At 58.6% G+C, this 17,355-nt stretch carries 12 protein-coding genes and 6 pseudogenes; 10 read left to right on the top strand and 8 right to left on the bottom strand.

Features of this window, described 5'->3' with window-relative positions; genetic code table 11:
- The first annotated feature begins 1 nt into the window (after window position 1).
- Window positions 2-1,134: pseudogene (locus tag ACZ1HE_RS20430) on the top strand (TIGR03862 family flavoprotein).
- Between the two features lie 152 nt (window positions 1,135-1,286).
- Here ACZ1HE_RS20430 and ACZ1HE_RS20425 read toward each other — a convergent pair.
- From ACZ1HE_RS20425 to ACZ1HE_RS20405, 5 genes and pseudogenes are all read right to left on the bottom strand, one after another.
- The gene (locus ACZ1HE_RS20425; protein ID WP_472623788.1) at window positions 1,287-1,883 is read right to left on the bottom strand and encodes a glutathione S-transferase family protein; all 597 of its coding nucleotides are present in this window, start codon (window positions 1,881-1,883) and stop codon (window positions 1,287-1,289) included.
- Window positions 1,884-1,967: 84 nt separating this feature from the next.
- Window positions 1,968-2,997 (bottom strand): annotated as a pseudogene (holA, locus tag ACZ1HE_RS20420) (DNA polymerase III subunit delta).
- The gene (gene lptE, locus ACZ1HE_RS20415) at window positions 2,994-3,485 is read right to left on the bottom strand and encodes an LPS assembly lipoprotein LptE (RefSeq protein ID WP_472623786.1); all 492 of its coding nucleotides are present in this window, start codon (window positions 3,483-3,485) and stop codon (window positions 2,994-2,996) included. Before lptE ends, holA begins: the two are co-directional and overlap by 4 nt.
- Window positions 3,472-6,022 (bottom strand): annotated as a pseudogene (gene leuS, locus ACZ1HE_RS20410) (leucine--tRNA ligase). The gene lptE and the pseudogene leuS overlap by 14 nt, the downstream one beginning before the upstream one ends.
- A 75-nt stretch (window positions 6,023-6,097) precedes the next feature.
- Window positions 6,098-6,600 (bottom strand): annotated as a pseudogene (locus tag ACZ1HE_RS20405) (DUF3576 domain-containing protein).
- Between the two features lie 311 nt (window positions 6,601-6,911).
- Here ACZ1HE_RS20405 and ACZ1HE_RS20400 point away from each other — a divergent pair.
- Entirely contained in the window at window positions 6,912-7,940 is a 1,029-nt protein-coding gene (locus ACZ1HE_RS20400; RefSeq protein WP_472623784.1) for a porin, read from the top strand.
- Between the two features lie 107 nt (window positions 7,941-8,047).
- On the top strand, window positions 8,048-8,710 hold the full coding sequence (locus ACZ1HE_RS20395; protein WP_472623782.1) for a YggS family pyridoxal phosphate-dependent enzyme: 663 nt from the start codon (window positions 8,048-8,050) through the stop codon (window positions 8,708-8,710).
- Here ACZ1HE_RS20395 and ACZ1HE_RS20390 read toward each other — a convergent pair.
- On the bottom strand, window positions 8,691-9,191 hold the full coding sequence (locus ACZ1HE_RS20390) for a L,D-transpeptidase family protein (protein ID WP_472623780.1): 501 nt from the start codon (window positions 9,189-9,191) through the stop codon (window positions 8,691-8,693). The genes ACZ1HE_RS20395 and ACZ1HE_RS20390 overlap by 20 nt on opposite strands.
- Window positions 9,188-10,285 carry a GTP cyclohydrolase II gene (ribA, locus tag ACZ1HE_RS20385; RefSeq protein WP_472623778.1) on the bottom strand — a complete coding sequence of 366 codons (1,098 nt, stop codon included), beginning with the start codon at window positions 10,283-10,285 and terminating at the stop codon, window positions 9,188-9,190. The genes ACZ1HE_RS20390 and ribA overlap by 4 nt, the downstream gene beginning before the upstream one ends.
- A 163-nt stretch (window positions 10,286-10,448) precedes the next feature.
- Here ribA and ACZ1HE_RS20380 point away from each other — a divergent pair, with 163 nt between their 5' ends.
- The 6 genes and pseudogenes from ACZ1HE_RS20380 (at window position 10,449) to ACZ1HE_RS20355 (ending at window position 14,406) form a co-directional block, all read left to right on the top strand.
- Entirely contained in the window at window positions 10,449-11,135 is a 687-nt protein-coding gene (locus ACZ1HE_RS20380) for a response regulator transcription factor (protein ID WP_472623776.1), read from the top strand.
- Window positions 11,136-11,339: 204 nt separating this feature from the next.
- The gene (locus ACZ1HE_RS20375) at window positions 11,340-11,660 is read left to right on the top strand and encodes a hypothetical protein (protein ID WP_472623774.1); all 321 of its coding nucleotides are present in this window, start codon (window positions 11,340-11,342) and stop codon (window positions 11,658-11,660) included.
- A gap of 84 nt (window positions 11,661-11,744) precedes the next feature.
- Window positions 11,745-12,533: an exodeoxyribonuclease III gene (locus ACZ1HE_RS20370; protein ID WP_472623772.1), complete on the top strand. Its 789-nt coding sequence runs from the start codon at window positions 11,745-11,747 to the stop codon at window positions 12,531-12,533.
- 102 nt (window positions 12,534-12,635) lie between these two features.
- Window positions 12,636-13,553, top strand: a complete 918-nt coding sequence (locus ACZ1HE_RS20365) for a tetratricopeptide repeat protein (RefSeq protein ID WP_472623770.1) — start codon at window positions 12,636-12,638, stop codon at window positions 13,551-13,553.
- Window positions 13,554-13,578: 25 nt separating this feature from the next.
- Window positions 13,579-14,224, top strand: a pseudogene (locus tag ACZ1HE_RS20360) (LON peptidase substrate-binding domain-containing protein).
- Window positions 14,225-14,253: 29 nt separating this feature from the next.
- Window positions 14,254-14,406 carry a Trm112 family protein gene (locus ACZ1HE_RS20355; RefSeq protein WP_472624577.1) on the top strand — a complete coding sequence of 51 codons (153 nt, stop codon included), beginning with the start codon at window positions 14,254-14,256 and terminating at the stop codon, window positions 14,404-14,406.
- A gap of 241 nt (window positions 14,407-14,647) precedes the next feature.
- Here the strand turns inward: ACZ1HE_RS20355 and ACZ1HE_RS20350 are convergent, their stop codons facing one another.
- A complete protein-coding gene (locus tag ACZ1HE_RS20350; protein WP_472624575.1) occupies window positions 14,648-15,874 on the bottom strand; it encodes an FAD-dependent monooxygenase in 1,227 nt (408 codons plus the stop codon).
- A gap of 85 nt (window positions 15,875-15,959) precedes the next feature.
- Between ACZ1HE_RS20350 and ACZ1HE_RS20345 the strand changes: the two are divergent.
- Window positions 15,960-17,289, top strand: a pseudogene (locus ACZ1HE_RS20345) (amidase).
- The last annotated feature ends 66 nt before the right edge of the window (window positions 17,290-17,355 follow it).

The raw sequence follows: 17,355 nt of genomic DNA, 5'->3' as shown, positions 1-17,355 counted from the left end.
GATGGCGGCCGAGGAACTGGCACGGAAGGGTTTCTCGGTGATCGTGGCCGAGGCCAAGCCATCGGTGGCACGCAAGTTTCTGATGGCCGGGAAGTCCGGGTTGAACCTGACAAAGGATGAGCCATTCGAGACACTTATGACGGCCTATGATGAGGCGGCCGATTGGCTGCGGCCCATGATTGGCGAGTTTGACGCCAAGGCCGTGCAGGATTGGGCGCGGGAATTGGGGCAAGAGCTGTTTGTTGGTTCGTCGGGGCGGGTGTTTCCAACCGTCATGAAAGCCTCACCGCTGCTGCGGGCATGGTTGAACCGATTGGACACGTTGGGGGTCGAGGTCCGAACCCGCCATCGTTGGACCGGTTGGCGAGAGGGGCAGCTTTTGTTTGCCACGGAGCAGGGTGAGATTGCGCTGGACGCCGATGTTACGGTTTTGGCCATGGGCGGGGCCAGTTGGTCGCGGCTGGGGGCGGACGGGATGTGGGCGGAGATCTTGGTAGGCCGTGGCGTGTCACTTGCGCCGTTCAAAGCTTCAAACGCGGGGCTTTTGGTGGACTGGTCGAGCCATATGCAGAGCCTGTTTGGACAGCCGATCAAGGGCGTGGCTTGGTCTGCCGGGGATGTGACGACCCGGGGCGAGGCGGTGATTTCTGCGCGCGGTCTGGAAGGTGGCGGTATCTATTCCATTTGCAAGGCCGTGCGCGAAGGCGCAACATTACACATCGATCTGATGCCGGATGTGAGTGCCACCGATGTGGCCAAACGCCTGTCACGCCCACGCGGCAAGGCGAGCTTGTCAAACCACCTGAGGAAAGTATTGAAGCTTGGCCCGGTGCGCACCGCACTGCTTATGGAATTCGGACGCCCCTTGCCCAATGATCCCGCGGACTTGGCCGAATTGATCAAGACATTGCAGGTGACACATACCGGTTTGCGCCCAATGGACGAAGCAATCTCAACGGCGGGCGGCGTGCCGCAAGCGGAGCTGGATGCAGGTCTGATGCTGAAGCAGTTACCAGACGTCTTCTGCGCCGGGGAAATGCTGGATTGGGAGGCACCGACTGGGGGTACTTGCTGACTGCGTGCCTGGCCACCGGACGATGGGCCGGTCGTGCAGCGGCGCAGCGTTGTGGATGACCTGAACCAGTAGTGCTCCCGCCCGTCGTCGGTGCCCCTTGCGGGATACCTCCTCCCGTTGGGCCGGGCGCCGGGCTGCGCCCGGCGCGGCACCGCAGAACGCTGCCGACAGCGGTGAAATCGAGAGTGCTTCGTGCTCAGTTGCAGCGGCTTCAGGCTTTCTTGGCCAAGGCCCCCATGCGCTGGGCCGCCTCGCGGTTACGCATCTCTTTTCCATAGGAACGCAGATTGTCCGCATTCACCGGAAACTCGATCCCGCGGGCCCAGGTCATGCAATGGGCGCACAGGATGTCCGCAATCGTGATCTTGTCGCCTTGCAGGAATGGCCCCTGGAATCGCTTGCTCAGACGGTCCACGCTGTTCTCGAACTCCCACTTCAGGCTTTCATAGATCGCTGGAACGCGCTTGTCTTCGGGCAGGATGCCCATGTGGCGGGTGGCTGTCCAAAGTAGCGCGTCGAACTCGTCGACCAGCGCATGAAAAAGCGAATCTTGCTGCGCGCGCTCGGGTGTGCCCGCCGGATACGTGAATTCGCCATGTTTGTCGGCCAGGTAAGTCATGATCGCCGAACTGTCCGAAATCACGTGATCACCGTCGACCAGAACCGGAATTTTGCCAGTCCCATTCAGTTCTTTGACCTGCGGATCATGTGGGCCGACGTCGATGAATTCATACTCTTGCCCCAGCTCTTCGAGCAGCCACAGAACCCGCGAGGCGCGGCTTTGAAGGCGACCATAGACTTTGTACATGCTGAAATTTCCCTGTTTTTCCGTTTGTGTACAAATGTGCGGATGGACAAACGCAAATCAAGACCTACGCCTCGTCACATCACCTCAGCGTGAGCGTGAGAGCATCGCCAGCCGGATCATGGCCCGTTCCACAAGCGCCATGGCGGGGGCGGTCTGCCCCGCCGAGCGCAATGCCAGGTCGGTGTCTGTCAGCACTGTCAGCGCGGTTTCCAGCTTATAAGCGCCCCAGCCCTGCGCCTGTCGCAACACCCGGTCGCGGCGCTTGCCATAAACTGGTGGGCGTAGGCGGTTAACGCCCTCGGACGGGCCACCTGGAGCCGAGGCGCAGGTATAGAGCATGCGGAAATGTCGAGTCGCCCCGATACATAGGCTAACGGCATTGGTGCCTTGCGATTGCAGGCGGCGGATCAACGGGCCGATCTCGCCCGCACGGCCTTCGGCCACAACATTCAGGACATCATCTAGTGCGGCTTCAGTTGAGCGAGGCGCGCAGGCTTCGATGTCGTCGATGTTCAACTCGCCACTGTCGCCACGCTTATAAAGCGCCAGTTTCTCGATGGTTTGGGCAAAATCCCCAGTGTCCCAGGTCATTCGCCAAATCGGTCAAGGCCGCCATTGAATCGGGAGGTACGCCGCGAATGCCAGCCTCGGCCAACGTGCGCTCGATTTCGGCGCGTGAGGGGGGCTCATCATAGATGCCGACCGCATAGGCGTTGGAATGCCCTTCAAATGCCTTGCGGATCTTGGATGTGGGTTTGAGTTGCCCGGCCGTGATTACGATCTGGGCGTCACCCGGCTCCCAATCCTCTAACGCGGCCAAAATGGCCGGGTTGGACGTTTCTGGACAATCCTCGACAAACGCAACGCGGGGGCCGGGGAAAAAGCCAACGGCCTTGATCGCATCAACCAATTGAGCCGGGTCCTTGCGCAACTCCGCACCCGGCATACGGGTCAGGCGCATTTCTTCTTCGGCACCGGGGCCAAGCAAGGCTGCGATCACTTGTTGTCGTTTCAGGGCCACGCGCATGGCATCGGCACCATAGATCAGCAGGCCGGTTTTGCCCGCGTCAGGCTTGGCAAAATATCCCTCTGCCTCGCGCGGGCTCAGCTTCATGAAGGCAGGTCCGCGGTCGAATAAAGTTGTGTTGTGATCTGATCGGCCAGGATGGTCATTAGACGGTTCCGTGCATCCCGCTCGCTGGCCAGTGTTTCCACGGTCGAACCGGTGGCAGAATATCCGGTGAAGTTGTCGACCTTGCCCGAGGCCACAACTTGACCCGAAGCCTTGTTGGTCAGCGTGTAATCGGCGGTCCCAATAATTGAATAGCGCGTGATCTCATTGGACGCGGTGATCGCCTGACCTTGCTCTGTAGTGGCGACGCTGACGGCCAAGTCGTAGTCCGAGGACGAAGAGGCACTACGCCCCAAGCGCTCTTCGAGGTTCTGCACAAGCCAATAGCTTTCGACGTTGTCAGGTGCGGACACTTCGACCTTGCCGCGCAGGGCGGACGCAGTACCGCCCGTGCCATAAACTGGCTGAAACCCGCAGGCAGCAAGCACCAGCGGGATCATTAGCAAGAGTTTTCGGTTAAACCACAACATTCACGATCCGGCCCGGCACAACGATGACTTTCTTGGGCGCGGCTCCATCCAGCGCCTTTTGCACAGCTTCGGTTGCCATGGCGATTTTTTCAACCTCTGCCTTGTCCATATCGGCAGGCACGCTGATTTCCGCGCGGCGTTTGCCGTTGATCTGGATGGGCAGGGTAACGGTGTCATCGACCAGCATCGCCTCATTTGCGACTGGCCAGGGTGCAGTGGCCACCAGACCCTCACCACCCAAAAGCTGCCAGAGCTCTTCGGACAGGTGCGGGGTCATTGGCGACATCAGCTGTGCGAGCGTCTTGGCGGCTTGGCGCTTGGCGTCGGCACCGGCCTTGGATTTGGCCAACACGTTGGTGAAGGCGTAAAGTTTCGCAATCGAGGCGTTGAAGCCAAAGCTCTCAACCCCGCCGGACACATCATGGATCGCCTTGTGAGTCTCGCGCAGCAATGCGTCATCCTGATCATTGGCAGGTGCATCAGAAGCCGCGATCTCAGCAGTGATGCGATAAACGCGGCTCAGGTGTTTGTGCGCAGCCTCAGCACCGGATGCAGTCCACTCCACGTCCCGTTCAGGCGGCGAGATCGGACAGAACGAACCAACGCGCGGTGTCGGCGCCAAAGGCCGAGATGATGCTAACCGGATCGACTACGTTCTTTTTAGACTTGGACATTTTGGCCGAGGGGATGATCTCAACCTCGGTCCCGTCCGCCAATTTGCCGTCGGTGACATCCTCGGGCAGGTGATACACCGGGCGGCCATTGGCGTCCCGTGTCTGATAGATCTCGTGTGTCACCATGCCTTGCGTGAACAAAGCGTCAAACGGTTCGATCGCCTTTTCGGGCAGGTGGCCGGTGATTTGCATCGCGCGGGCAAAGAAGCGCGAATAGAGCAGGTGCAGAATCGCATGCTCGATGCCGCCAATGTATTGATCGACGTTCATCCAATACTCGGCTTCGGCCAGATCGGTGGGTGTTTCCGCCTTGGGTGCGGTGAAGCGGGCGAAATACCACGAGGAATCGACGAAAGTGTCCATCGTGTCAGTTTCACGCTGCGCAGGCGCGCCACACGATGGGCAGGTGCAGTCACGCCATGTAGGGTGACGATCCAGCGGGTTGCCGGGCACCGAGAAATCAATCGCTTTGCCGTCTTCGTCATAGGGCAGCTCGATCGGCAGGTTTTCTTTCTTTTCGGGAACCACGCCGCAGGCATCACAATGCACCACGGGAATCGGGCAACCCCAATAGCGCTGACGGCTCAAACCCCAGTCGCGCAGGCGGTATTTTGTGACGCCTTCGCCCCAACCGGCCTTTTCCGCAAAGTCGATGGTGGTGTTGATTGCCTCTTCGCCGGTGGCCTCGGTCAGGCCAGCAAAGTGATCGACCCAGCGAACCTTTTCTGACTTGAGCGGAACAAAGGCGTCTTTTGAGACCGGTGTGTCATTGTCGAGTGCGAAGAAGGTATCAATCACCGGCAAATCGTATTTACGGCAGAAATCCAGGTCGCGCTGATCGTGGGCGGGGCAGGCAAAGATTGCGCCGGTGCCGTAATCCATCAGGATAAAGTTGGCGATCCAGACGGGCAGTTCCCAATCCGGGTTCAGCGGGTGTTTGACCTTGATGCCGGTGTCGTAACCCAGCTTTGGCGCGGTTTCGATGGCCTCTTCGGTGGTGCCACCTTTGCGGCATTCGGCAAGGAACGCGGCCAGTTCGGGGTTGTCCGCTTCCAGCTCTTTCGAGATCGGGTGATCAGGTGAGATGCCGACAAAGGATGCGCCGTTTAGCGTATCGGGGCGTGTGGTATAGACGGTGATCGGCTCGGCGCCGTCGGTGCGCTCGAACGCAAACTGAAGACCGCGCGATTTGCCGATCCAGTTTTCCTGCATCAGGCGCACCTTAGCGGGCCAATTGTCGAGGGTGTCCAGCGCGCTCAACAGCTCTTCGGAGTAGTCAGAGATCTTGAAGAACCACTGTGTCAACTCGCGCCGTTCGACCAGGGCGCCAGACCGCCAGCCGCGGCCACCTTCGACCTGTTCATTGGCAAGAACGGTCATGTCGACCGGATCCCAGTTCACCACAGCGTTTTTGCGGTAGACCAGCCCCTTATCCAGGAAATCTAGAAACAGAGACTGCTGTTGGCCATAGTAATCGACATCACAAGTGGCAAACATGCGGGCCCAATCCAGTGACAGGCCCAGTGGCTTCATCTGCTCGACCATCGTGTCGATGTTGGAATAGGTCCAGTCCTTGGGGTGCCCTCCGATGGCCATCGCGGCGTTCTCGGCAGGCATGCCAAAGGCGTCAAATCCCATTGGGTGCAGGACACTGTGGCCAGTGGCCAGTTTGTGCCGTGCGATCACATCGCCCATGGTATAATTACGCACGTGACCCATGTGCAGTTTGCCTGAGGGGTAGGGAAACATCTCAAGCACATAGTACTTGGGTTTTTCCGCGCTGCGTTTGGCGGTGAATATCCCGGCCTTATCCCAGGCCTCTTGCCATTTGGCTTCGATTTCGTTGGCGGAATAGCGCGACATCAGATGCGGTCCTTGGGTAAATGAAAACGCCGGGCAGGAACCCGGCGTTGTGATAGATGGTATTTCTGCGGGTTTCTAGAGTTTGTCGTCCGCAATGCGTAGCTGACGTGCACGCGAAAGAATCGCATCCTCGACTGCGCGGGTCGTTCCAGGGCTGACGGGCCCCCCTTTGTCTGCAACGCCACATTCAGTGAACGCGCGTCTAGCGCCGGATCCTTGATGTGGACAGTCGCACGATACGATCTGCCTCCGCCCGGCGGAGTGCCGTAACCGGTGACAATGATTCCAGTAAAGGGATCGACGGACTGGACTGGCAAAAAGTTGAGCACATCCAATGAAGCAGCCCAAAGGTAGCGGTTAACGTTTGCTGCCTGTTCGCTGTTGTTGGGGCCAAACACATCCCAGATCGAGGATCTTTCATAATCTGTGGGTGCAGATTCACGGTTGGTTGTAATCGCATCGTCCGGCCCGAGAGGCCCAACTGAGCTTGTGGTGGCTGAACGTCTGCTGCCGCACGCTGCCACGCCCAGACATAAGGTCAGGAGCAAAGTCACTTTTATCGTCTTTTGCAGCACCATCAGGTCATCCCACCACTTCATACTAGAGCATGTCCTACCTTTGCTGGCCAAGCGGAGCAAGAGTCTAAGTGTCACGCGCGCCCGCGATAGGCATGTATGCTTATGGGAAGTCGGTCTCTTAGCAGGATTGGAACAGAATTCTCATCGTTGAGTTGATCTGACTGTGGCAAAGCTGCACCATCCGTGACGACTTTGCTAACGAGCGGCGTCGAAGTCTTGCAAGAAGGGGGCGAAAAGAGCGAAACCCCTCTCCATACCCACGCTGGATTCTCCGGTTTGGGCATGTGAATAGAAAACCGAGGGAAAAAACGATGAAAAAAGTTCTCTTCGCAACGACTGCGCTGATCGCTACCGCAAGCGTCGCAGCAGCAGACGTTCGCATCAGCGGCTACGGCCGTTTCGGCTTGGACTACAATGACGCCAACGACAGCAACGTCAACGGCATCTCCAAGACCACCATCACCAGCCGTCTGCGTCTGCAGTTCGACATGTCGGCAGAAACCGACTCGGGTGTTGGCTTTGACGCTCGCTTCCGTATCCAGGCTGAAAGCCGTGACAACGTTGTCGGCGCGACCCGCCAGGCAAACGGTGCTCGCTTTGGCGTGACCTACGAAGGTTTCCGCGTCAACGTCGGCAACATCATCGGTGCGGTTGAAAACACACCTGGCACCTACCTCGAGACCCGTACCGCAGGTACCGGTGTTGACGGTGCAGGCTTCGTTTCGCACGTTGGTAACGTCAACGACGAATACTTCAACTGGGACTCGTACTCGTCGGGTGGTTCGGGCGTGAACGGTGTGGAAGCACTGTACTCGGCCAACGGTTTCACCGGTCACGTTTCCTACTCGAAGCGTAACAACAGCACCGTTAACCCGGGCGTTGGTAACGGTTCGGCGAACGCAGCTGCTCGTGCCGCTGTGATGCTGGCCTACAGCTGGAACCAGTTCTCGGTTGCCGCATCCTACCAGGATTCCGACAACCTGTGGGAAGACAAAGGTATTATCACCGGTTCGTATGACGGTGGTAACTGGGGCGTTCGCCTGGCCTATGCTGACAACGACGGCATCGGCAAGTGGGGCCTGTACGGCAACTACGACATCGGCGCAGCGTCGAACATCCTGGTCTGGGTCACTGACGAAGACGCAGTTTCGGCAGCAGACGTAACAGCCGGTCGTACCGACAACACCGACGCCAACAATGGTGGTCTGGGTTCCGAAGGTACTTCCTACGGTATCCACTACTCGTACGACCTGGGTGGCGGCGCGTCCTTCGAAACCGGCTACCGCCGTGCTTCGAACGACAACGACACTTTCCAGGCTGGTGTGTACTTCAGCTTCTAAGCTGTACACCGCTTGACGGTATCGAATTTGGGCAGGTCTTCGGACCTGCCCTTTTCTTTGCCGCAACATGGTGTTTCTCTGGCCTCAAACGCTGATCGAGGAATCCCATGTCGTTGCAAGACATCTCTGCCCGCATCGCCAAGGCGGCTCAATCCGCCGGACGCTCTGCAGATTCTGTGAAATTGATTGCTGTGTCCAAAGTTCAACCCAATGAGCGGGTTGAGGCCGTGTTGGAACAGGGGCACCGTTGTTTTGGTGAAAACAGGGTGCAAGAGGCCGCAGGAAAATGGCCCGGTTTCATGGAGCGGTTTTCAGACATTGATCTGCATCTGATCGGCCCGCTGCAAACCAACAAGGCACGCCAGGCCATAGAGCTGTGCCAAGCCATCCACTCTGTTGACCGTCCCAAGCTGGCCAAGGCACTGGCGCGATTGGCACAAGAGATTGGTCATTGCCCGGATTTGTTTGTTCAGGTCAATACAGGCGAAGAGCCGCAAAAGGCGGGTATCCTGCCCTTAGAAGCTGATGACTTCGTTGCGGAATGCCGCGCCTTGGATCTGCCTGTCAAAGGGTTGATGTGTATCCCCCCTGTCGAAGAGGAACCCGCGCTTCATTTTGCACTGCTTGCCAAGATCGCAGCGCGCAACGGTCTGGATGGGTTGTCCATGGGCATGAGCAGTGATTTTGAGCGCGCGATTGCTTTGGGGGCGACGCATGTGCGCGTGGGTTCGGCCATCTTTGGCGAGAGGGTCAAGGCTCCGGTACAATAAGCCGAGTGTCGGGGTGAATTTCCCGTGCAATTTCATGCAGGTGCTCGCGGCGAAAGGCAATGCAGCCCTCGGTCGGATAGCCCGGCCTGCGCCACTGATGAATGAATATGGCTGACCCCTTGCCTGGCTCTGCGTTCGGCCAATTCCAGTCGGTGACTAGCACCAGATCATACAGCGGATCGGCGCGGCGCAGCTTTTCATGGCTGTGCGCATAGGGAACTCGAACTTGCAGATTGTAATCCCGCTCACCTGATGCATCGGACCAAAGATCACACGGCCCGATTGGCATGGCCCAAGGTGCAGGGCGCGCGATCCGATCAGGGCGGTAGAGCATGCCTACGATCCGGTGTACGCCGACCGGAGTGGCTCCGTCGCCCTCGCGCTTGTCTTGGCGAATGCCTCCCTTGCCGATCGAGCACGGGTAGAGGCGACCTTGAAACCGAACACCCAAAGGTGTCAGGACCAGATCGCCAGGTGTCACAGCATATGCCCAGATTTGGCTGCTTTGGTCGCCAGATAGTCGCGGTTGAATGCGGTCTCACCCACCTTCAAGGGGACGCGTTCGGTCACTGCGATGCCGGTACGTTCCATCATCGAGATCTTGTTGGGGTTGTTGGTCAGCAGGCGTACTGATTTGAAACCCAACTCTTTCAGGATGTCCGAACCCAGACGGAAGTCACGCTCATCGTCCTCGAACCCCAGGCGGTGGTTGGCCTCGACCGTGTCAAACCCTTGATCTTGAAGGAAGTAGGCGCGCATCTTGTTGGCCAGGCCAATACCGCGCCCTTCTTGGTTCAGGTAGAGAAGAACCCCGGCACCTTCGTCGCCCATCTGCGCCAAGGCGCCGCGTAGCTGCGGACCGCAGTCGCATTTCAGGCTGCCCATTATATCGCCTGTGAAACAAGCCGAATGGAGGCGCGCCAGTACCGGTTTGTCGCGGTTAGGGCGGCCGATTTCGACGGCGTAATGCTCTTCACCACCGTCTTCTGGGCGGAAGACATGCAAACGACCGGCTTCAGACACCTCCATCGGCAGTCGGGCGGCCGAGATGGAGTGCAGGGGGCTGCGTTCCGCCAGATGGGGCGCGGCAAGGGCGTGCTCGATCAGCGTTAGACCGTGGGATCCTGCAAAGGCCGGGCCATCTTTGATCCGAGCAACCACCACGGCAGGCAACAGGCGGGCGGATTTTGCCAAGGTGATGGCAATCCGGTGCAAGCTGGCGCTGCCTTGCCTCTCGGTCAAAATTGGGCCCTTCATCGGAGTGTTCAGATCGTCCGAAGGGTCGGCAATCGACTGAATCCAATTCAGATCCGCATAGTCGGGGATTTCAATACGGGCCAGATCCCCGTCATAGGCGCGCGCTTTCAACGTTTCGGCACGGCGAACAGTCACGGCGACTACAAGATGACCATTTGCCAGATCACGCAGATCCTGCAGGCGCTCGGCATTCAGGGTTTCGGCTGAACATGCCAAAACGCTCAGGCCCGCGTCGTCGGTCAGAATCACCGGAACACCCATGCGCAGATCGGATCGCGCGCGGGCCAGAAGTTCGGTGATGTCTGGGACAAGGCTCATTGAAGTTACCCTATAACGTTTGCGGCTCTTCCTATCCTCAATTGTAAGGAATGTGAAACAATTACCCTGCGATAGACACGAGGGCGTGAGACGATTGCAGTAAATCTTGTCGAATGCGTTTATCGCGCTCAAGTGTGAGACACGGAATTAGGAGGACGCCACGATGGCTCAGTTGAAAAAGATCCTGCTGGTGGATGACGATGAAGACCTGCGCGAAGCGCTGAGCGAACAGCTCGTGATGACCGAGGACTTCGACGTGTTCGAAGCAAACGACGGCCAGAGTGCCATGGAGCGCGTCAAAGAGGCGCTGTATGACTTGGTGATCCTGGATGTTGGGTTGCCCGACACCGATGGGCGCGAGTTGTGCCGCCTGATGCGCAAACAGGGCGTCAAAAGCCCGATCCTGATGCTGACCGGTCACGATGGCGACGCTGACACCATTCTGGGTCTGGACGCAGGCGCCAACGACTATGTCACCAAACCGTTCAAGTTCCCGGTGCTGCTGGCCCGTATTCGTGCACAGCTGCGCCAGCATGAACAATCAGAAGATGCCGTGTTCACGCTTGGACCGTATACGTTCAAACCTGCGATGAAGATGTTGATCACTGAAGAAGATCGCAAAATCCGTCTGACCGAGAAAGAGACGAACATCCTCAAGTTCCTCTATCGCTCGACCGACGGTGTTGTGGCGCGCGATGTGCTGCTGCACGAGGTTTGGGGCTACAACGCAGGTGTGACGACCCATACACTGGAAACCCACATCTATCGCCTGCGTCAAAAGATCGAGCCTGATCCGTCAAACGCCCGCCTTCTGGTGACTGAATCCGGCGGCTATCGCCTGGTGGCCTGAATTTTGACCCAGATCAAAGCGGTACCTGCGATACATCTTTAGGGTCGCACTATCCCGCACATGTCCGGGTTATGACATGTACCTCCCTGTTGGACTGGGCCGGGCCTTGTGCCCGGTCTTTTTTTGTTCAGAGGGGTGCTGTGACGAATTGAATATCTGCGCTATCTTTCAGGGCATCTGATCTAAACAGTAATGGATTCCCCTATGAAACTCTTTGCGACGATAACATTTGTTGGCGGCTTTTTGATCACGGGTGCGGCTTCCGCCTGCCCATGGGCCTCGGGCGAATATGCATTCAGCGAACATGGCATCTATGGCGACTTCACGGTCAATGCAGATTGTACCGAAATGGTCTGGGATCGTCAGAGCGATGGACCTGAAACATCGGCGCTCGAACGCACTAAGCACGGCTGGAAAGGTGAATTGGAAAAGGCCGACGTTGAGCTGCTGGATAATGGTGAAAACCTGCGCATCACCGGCAATGGCGGTGTGATGCGGCAAGCCCGGGCTGAACGAAAAAACTGACCAAGCTTAGGGCTGTCGTTTGGGATGGCACACCAAGATGCGCCACGTTAGGGTGTGCCGACCGCGAACAAGGAACGCCTGATCATGCCCTTTACCCTTGCCACCTGGAACATCAACTCGGTCCGTCTGCGCGAGCCGATCGTGCTGAAACTGCTCGAAGAAGAGGCGCCCGACGTGCTCTGCCTGCAAGAGTGTAAGAGCCCGGTGGACAAGATCCCGATGGAAGGGTTTGCAGCGCTCGGCTACACCCACATGGTTGCGCGTGGGCAAAAAGGCTACAACGGCGTCGCCATCTTGTCGCGCATCCCGATGGTCGAGGCCGGCAGCCAGGATTTCGCGGAATTGGGTCATGCACGCCATATCGCTGGGACGCTGGAAAACGGCGTCACGGTTCATAACTTCTATGTGCCAGCAGGCGGCGATGTGCCGGACCGCGAGAAGAATGAGAAGTTCGGGCAGAAACTGGATTACCTCACCGACATGCGCGATTGGTTTAAAACCGAGCAGATGAATAAATCGATTCTGGTTGGGGACTTGAACATTGCGCCGCGCGAAGATGACGTTTGGGACCACAAGAAACTGCTCAAGGTGGTCAGCCACACGCCGATTGAAGTCGAGCATTTGGCTGAAACCCAAGACGCGGGCGGTTGGGTGGATGTAACCCGGCAAGATATTCCAGACGGGCAGCTTTATTCCTGGTGGTCGTACCGTGCACGTGATTGGGACGCGGCCGATAAGGGGCGACGGCTGGATCACATCTGGGCCACGGGGGATATCTCGAACGCGGGTCATTCCAGCCGTGTTCTGCGCGGCGCACGCGGGTGGGAAAAACCAAGCGACCATGCTCCGGTCTTTGCGACGTTCGATCTGTAACGGAATGAGGCCTGTTTTTTCAGTAAACAGGCCCGCGCCCACTTGGTTTCCGGCTCGACTGTCGGCATATAAAGGCCAAGCTTGAACCCAAAGAGGCACGGCATGGACATTCTCAACGGCGCAGGCGGCGCTCCCGCCGCTGATCTGATCAAAGACGGCTCTGAAGCCACATTCATGGCCGATGTGGTCGAAACCTCGCAAGAGGTGCCAGTGATCGTTGATTTCTGGGCGCCCTGGTGTGGCCCTTGCAAGACGCTAGGCCCGATGCTCGAGGATGCGGTGACCGCAGCCAAAGGCGCGGTCAAGATGGTCAAGATCAACGTCGATGAAGCGCAGATGATCGCAGGCCAGCTGCAAATCCAGTCGATCCCTACGGTCTATGCCTTTTTCAAGGGGCAGCCGGTTGACGGGTTTCAGGGCGCACTGCCGGGTTCAGAAATCACGGCGTTTGTGGACCGAGTGATCACCGCAGCTGGCGGAGAAGCCCCCGGTGGTCAACTGGACGAAGCGGTTGAGGCTGCCGAAGAAATGCTGATCAGCGGCGCGGCCGTCGATGCGGCGCAGACTTTTGCCGCGATTCTGGGTGAAGACCCTAATCATTCGGCCGCCTACGGTGGTCTGGTGCGCGCTCATATCGCTCTGGACGATCTGGAACAGGCCGAAGCCATTCTGAACGGTGCCCCTGCTGAAATCTCGGACAGCCCTGAGTTGGAAGCGGCGCACGCGCAGCTGGAGCTGGCCAAGCAGGCTGCAAATGCGGGGCCCGTGGCCGAGCTGACCGCAACGGTCGAGGCAGAACCCGACAACCATCAAGCCCGTTTCGATCTGGCACAGGCTTTGCATGCCAACGACAACGTCGAAGAGGCCGTGTCGCAACTGCTGGAGCTTTTCCGCCGGGATCGGGAGTGGAATGACGGTGCAGCCAAGGCGCAGTTGTTCACGATCTTTGATTCGCTAAAGCCCAATGATCCGGTGGTTCTGAACGGGCGGCGCAAGCTCAGTTCGATGATATTTGCCTAAAAAAAATCAGAGCTAGTATCGGTACATGATGCAATCCGCCGATTTGCCGGACACGATCGCCGTGTTTCCTTTGCACTGGGGCGCTCTTGTTGCCCCGGTCCCGACTGCCACTTCACATCTTTGAGCCGCGCTATCTTCAGATGCTCAACGATGCGCTGAAGACACCCCAACGTCTGATCGGGATGGTTCAGCCGAACCCGTCACCCGCCAGTTCGGACAAGCTGCACATGATCGGTTGCGCCGGTCGTGTGACACAGTTCTCTGAGACCGAAGATGGGCGATACATGATCACGCTCAGTGGCGTGTCGCGCTTCCGGGTCAAAAGCGAGATCGAGGGGTTCACCCCGTATCGTCGCTGTCAGGTGTGTTGGAACGGGTTTGACCGGGATCTGGGGCGTAGTGAGGCGGATGACAGGTTCGATCGGCCCGAGTTTCTGGACCTGCTGCATCGGTTCTTTTCTGCGCGGGATTTGTCGACCGATTGGGAAACGCTCAAGGATGCGGAAGACGAATTACTGGTGAATTCACTGTCTATGCTGCTCGACTTTGATCCTGAGGAAAAGCAGGCTCTGCTCGAGGCACCCTGTCTTGCGACCCGGCGGGAGACGCTGGTGACGTTGATTGAATTTGCCCTGCGGGGCGGTGATGGGAACGAGGAAACACTACAGTGACCGAACAGAATCAGGCGTTTGACCGCCGCATGCTTGAGGTGCTGATTTGCCCGATGAGCCAGACAACGCTGGAATATGATGCGGAACGGCAGGAGCTGATCTCGAAATCTGCAGGTCTGGCATATCCCATTCGCAACGGCATCCCGGTAATGTTGCAGGACGAGGCGCGTGAACTCGACTGAAGGTGTTCGGTGGCTCGGGGCGCTCCCGCGCCCGCGCTGATCTCGGCTGCGCCGAAATCGCTGGCGGCCTTGGGCCGGGCGCCTCGCCTTCGGCTCGGCGCGGTCCAGCTTGGGGCAACTGGGTCGCCTCAGTTGCCAATCGCCGAGCGCAGCGAGGCCCGGCCCAACGGGAGGAGGGCATCATTGATGCACGTACGACGGGCGGGAGTGCTTCTGAATGCCAACTGCCTTAGGTGGCCATTCAGATCGACCGACCTTGCATCAATTTTGGCAAATCCCCGGTCAATCCCGCAGCTTCGCGCACGAAGCCTCGTCTCAAGCCGGGGAGTGATCCAACAACCCCCATGCCTATGTCACGCCCCAACCGCAGTAGCGGGTTGTCGTTTGAAAACAGCCGGTTGAATGCATCTGTCGCCAGCGCCAATGTCGCGGTGTCAAAGCGACGCCACTGTTGATACCTCTCCAGAACCAGTTGCGACGCCATGTCCTCACCTCGTCGCCCGGCGAGCGTCAGCACCTCGGCCAGAGCAGCCACATCCCGCAGACCTGCGTTCAGCCCTTGGCCCGCAATCGGGTGCACCCCATGCGCGGCGTCGCCGACCAATGCCAACCGATCCCCGACAAATGAATTTGCCACTGTCAGATTCAGCGGATAGGTGAACCGGTCGCCTGCGAGTTTGATTTGCCCTAGGAAATCACCGAACCGCGGGCGCAGCACTTGCATATAGTCTTCGGGCTCCATCGCATTGATGCGATGCGCCATCTCGGTCCGCTCGCTCCACACGATTGAACTGCGGTTGCCGGTCAGTGGCAAGATGGCCAGCGGTCCAGGTGGCATGAAAAACTGGTGAGCGATCCCATGATGCGACAGTTCATGCTCGATGGCGCAGACCAGGGCCGTTTGCCCATAGTCCCACCCGGTGCGTTTGATGCCTGCGCGGACGGCTGTACCGCTTTTGCGACCATCGCAGCCCACGAGCAGCTTGCCGGAGACCGTGGTCTCATCGTCGAGCGTTACCGAAACACCTGCCTGCGATGCTTCTTGCGCGACTACTATTTTGTCATTGATCTGAGTGATTTTCGGATCAGCTACCATCGCATCCATGAAAGCGCGGCGCAGGTGACGGTCCTCGACCATGTAGCCCATCGGCCCTTCTTCAAGCTCGGCATGGTCGAAATGCATGAAAAACGGCGAAGGGCCAGCACCTGCGTGCCCGTCGGTAACCTTGATCTCCAGCATCGGTTGGGCGTGATCTTCGACCGCCTCCCAAACACCGATTGCCTGCAAGAGCCGTTGCGAGGCCAGGGCCAGAGCATAAGAACGGCCGTCGAAGGCTGCATTCTTGCGTGTCTTGACCGGCAACGCGTCGATCACGGTTACACTGTGCCCGGTAGCGGTCAGGGCCAATGCCAGCGCGGGGCCATTCAGCCCGCCGCCAACAATCACGATGTCCGATGTCGTATCCATAACGTGCAATATGCGCAGCCTTTCGGGATTGTCCATGCGGAACGCTGTCGCTACCGTCGCACCCAAAGCAGTTGGGGAGGATGACATGGGCGACTGGCTGAAAATGACCGCAAGCGATCTGGGGCGTGGGATTGCCGCGGAAGAGATTGATCCGGTTGAGCTGACCCAAGCCTATCTGGATTCTATCGACGCCCATCCCCTGCGCGACCGGATTTACGCCCGTGTGACTCATGATCGCGCGCTGTCCGAGGCGAACGCGGCCGCGGAACGTGCCCGAGTCGGTCGCCGCCTGTCTCTGCTGGATGGGGTACCGATCAGTTGGAAGGACTTGTTCGATACGGCTGGTGTTGGAACCGAGGCAGGGTCGGCCCTGCTCAAGGGGCGCGTTCCGGACACGGATGCGGTCGTGTTACAGAACGCGACAGCCGCGGGATCGGTTTGCCTGGGCAAGACGCATATGTCTGAACTGGCGTTTTCCGGTTTGGGATATAACCCGATCACGGCCACGCCGCCTTGTGTGCACGACGAAAGCGCCGTTCCGGGCGGTTCGTCATCCGGGGCAGGGGCCTCTGTTGCGTTCAATCTGGCGGCCTGTGGGATCGGCTCGGACACTGGCGGTTCGGTGCGTATTCCCTCGGCGTGGAACGATCTTGTAGGGCTAAAAACTACATCGGGCTTAGCTCAGCCTGGAGGGCGTTGTGCCTCTTTGCCTGCGCTTTGATACCGTTGGCCCGCTTGCCCGCTCGGTAGAGGACGCAGCGCAGATGTTGGCCATGCTCGAAGGTGGAGTGCCTGTGGATTTGCGCGGCGCGTCATTAAAGGGGCGTCGGTTTGCGGTTTTGAAAACTGTGGCTTTGGATGATTTACGCGACGCACCCGGCCAAGCGTTTGACGATGCCGTGCGCCGGTTAGAGGCGGCAGGAGCCACCATCGAGACAATTGAGGTGCCGGAAGTAGAGCAAGCCCTGCCCTTGAGTGGCGCGCTTTACACGGCCGAGGCCTACGGGTTGTGGCGCGATGTGATCGAGGCCAATCCTGATGCGATGTTTTCGGAAATTCGGGAGCGCTTTCAGGCAGGGCGCAATTTTTCGGGCCCTGATTATGTGGCGGCGTGGGCCGCCTTGGAAGGTTGCCGCGCGGATTGGGATGCCGCCGTTGCGGGGTATGACGCCGTTCTGGCGCCAACCTCTCCGATCCTGCCGCCGAATCTGGCGCGGTTGGAAAGCGATCATGATTATTATGTCACTGAAAACCTACTGGCTCTCAGGAACACGCGCATTGGCAATCTGATGGGGCTTTGTGCCCTGACCTTGCCCACCGGCACCCCAAGCTGCGGCATCATGCTGATGGGTCTGCCCGATTGTGAAGAGGCCCTGCTGCGCGTTGGGGCAGCGGCCGAAGCAGCCTTGACCTGAATGCCACAATTGCCAATCACGGCAATGCTTTGTCTGGACGAAACGGGGTGTGACCTGTAACTTGGT

The sequence above is a fragment of the Falsiruegeria sp. JB4-1 genome (assembly GCF_055693495.1).
This window is presented reverse-complemented; position numbering and strand designations above follow the sequence as displayed.